Source organism: Microvirga sp. GN3 (genome assembly GCF_055792825.1).
Genome location: NZ_JBVVAK010000350.1, coordinates 1 through 2,163 on the forward strand (window position 1 = coordinate 1; position 2,163 = coordinate 2,163).

Annotated in this window: 3 protein-coding genes and 1 pseudogene; 3 read left to right on the forward strand and 1 reads right to left on the reverse strand. The window is 63.0% G+C overall.

Going from position 1 to position 2,163, the window contains the following annotated elements; genetic code table 11:
* Nucleotides 1–86: 86 nt before the first annotated feature.
* From ACS5Q1_RS47680 to ACS5Q1_RS47690, 3 genes and pseudogenes are all read left to right on the forward strand, one after another.
* Nucleotides 87–722: a TetR/AcrR family transcriptional regulator gene (locus ACS5Q1_RS47680; protein WP_473104750.1), complete on the forward strand. Its 636-nt coding sequence runs from the start codon at nt 87–89 to the stop codon at nt 720–722.
* A 96-nt stretch (nt 723–818) separates the two neighbouring features.
* Nucleotides 819–1,037, forward strand: a complete 219-nt coding sequence (locus ACS5Q1_RS47685) for a transposase (protein ID WP_473104748.1) — start codon at nt 819–821, stop codon at nt 1,035–1,037.
* Nucleotides 1,038–1,052: 15 nt separating this feature from the next.
* Nucleotides 1,053–1,646: pseudogene (locus ACS5Q1_RS47690) on the forward strand (IS5 family transposase); the annotation flags it as partial.
* 112 nt (nt 1,647–1,758) lie between these two features.
* On the opposite strand, the gene ACS5Q1_RS47695 reads toward ACS5Q1_RS47690, so the two are convergent.
* Nucleotides 1,759–2,163: hypothetical protein (locus tag ACS5Q1_RS47695; protein WP_473104749.1), on the reverse strand; the 405-nt coding region annotated here is incomplete at its 5' end.

Here is a 2,163-nt window from a genome sequence, read left to right on the forward strand (position 1 = left end):
GAAGCCGACATTCGCACCGTCGTCGACACGGCTCGCCTCGGCCCGGGAACCAATGCGTTCAAGACGATCCTTCAGACCGTGTCCGCCTGAACCTCAGTTCTGAATGGGGCGTGGGTAATTACCTGGAACGGATCGTGGCGACCGCGGTGGACCTGTTGGACACTGAAGGAGTCGACGGATTGACGATGCGTCGGCTGGCCGAACGACTCGGCTCGGGTGCGATGAGCCTGTATTGGCACGTCGACAACAAAGAGGAAGTCTTTGATCTGGCGCTCGACTCGGTGCTCGAATATCGTGGACCACAGCAAACAGTTGAGGCTCAAGATTGGCGCGGAGACGTCATTCATATGCTCGAAGACTGGCGCGCCTGCATGCTGCGCCACCCCTGGTCGGCATCGCTGCTGCCGCGCCGGGCGCTCGGCCCAAACATCCTCAGCCGCTTGGAACTGCTGGGCAAGACCTTGTCAAGAGCTGGTGTAGCGGGCGCAGATCTGAACGCCGGAATATGGTCGCTTTGGAACTATGTGATGGGCGCTACCATCACCCGGGCGAGCTTCGACCTCTCAGACGACGACAGGGCCGCCGCGCAGCGGCGTCTGACGGATCTCAGCCAACGTTATCCGACAATCGAGCGCTCTCGTCTTCTGCTGGATGATGATTGGGACGGCGCTTTCCGGAAAGGCCTCGACTTCCTGCTCGATGGCGTCACTCCGAGGCAATGACCATTCGTCACCTCCTGGGCGAGACGGTGCCGGATCAACCTCGACATTCTGCGCTAGAGGGTGTCTGGAAAATCGGTGGGCTCCATCTGAAGGGGCATGACAGCCCTCTGCTATGACACCGACCTGAGCGATGCGGAGTGGGCGATCCTGGCGCCCCTCCTGGACCCCGCCACCCGCCGCGGGCGCCCCCGCCAACATGGCCTGCGGCTGGTGCTGAATGCGGTCTTGTCCATCCTGCGCGGTGGCGGCCCCTGGCGCCTGCTGCCCCACGAGGTCCCGCCGTGGCAAAGCGTGTCCGATCGCTTCCGCCGATGACGGCAAAGGGGCACATGGCGGCACATCAACGATGCCTTGCGCCCTCGAGCGCGGATGCTGGCCGGCCGAGATCCCCAGCCCCATGCCGCCATCATCGACAGCCAGACCGCCCGCACCAGTGAGGCCGGTGGCGAGCGCGGTTATGACGGTGGCAAGCGGATCTCAGGCCGCAAGCGCCATCTGGTCGTCGACACCCAAGGACTGATCCTGCACGTGCTGGTGCATCCAGCCGATGTGCATGACCGGCGCGCGGCTGAGGCCGTGCTGGCCGACCTGAGAAACCACTATCCGGAGGTGGAATGCCTGTTTGCCGCTATGGGCTATCAGGGGCTGGCCTCTTGGCTGTCGGCCGAGCTGGGATGGACGCTGCTGATCGTCAAGCGGCCGCGCCGCTGGGCGCGGGTGCCAATCGATCAACCGGCGCCCGAGATGCCGGGTGGGTTTGCGGTGCTGCCGCAGCGCTGGATTGTCGAGCGCACGTTCGCGTGGCTCATCCGTAACCGCCGTCTGGCCACGGATTGGGAGCGTCTTTCGACTACCACCGAGACGTGGATCTATCTCGCGATGAGCCGCCTGATGATCAAAAGCTTAGCCCATGCAACAGCTTAATTTCCAGACACCCTCTAAATCTCCGGAATTAGAGAACAGACCGGCAATCAAAACGGCGCGTGGTGGGGACTGAAGCACCGTCCAGGTAACGCGGATGCTAGACGGACAACGATTACCGATTGATTTGAAAGGCTTCGAGTGTTGGTGGATTTCCATCAGTGGTGAACGCCCCCTCGTAGGGGCCTGCCTGGGTGTGGGCCACACACTCGATGGTCGAGCCCTTGATGGTTGGGTCGCCGAAGCGGCAGAAACCCACTGCGGCCTCCTCCTGGCCCTCCCCGGGGACGCCGGTCGTCGCCGCCACGACGACCGTCTCGATCGCCTGGACGACAAGGTCCGGACCTTGTTCAACCCGGCGGGAACCATCGCCGGAGAACGACAAAATTGTACCCGCGGTCATAAACCAATACGCGCTCGCCCCCGTGCTGTAGTTCATGTTCACCAGGACGGGCTTGCAGCCCTCCATCGCCAGCCCGGCATGAACCAGCTTGGAGCACGCACCGGAGACAGTGACCAT

Bases quoted from the DNA above. Each gene is read 5' to 3' on its own strand.
- ACS5Q1_RS47685 (WP_473104748.1), top strand. From the start codon at position 819: ATGACAGCCCTCTGCTATGACACCGACCTGAGCGATGCGGAGTGGGCG.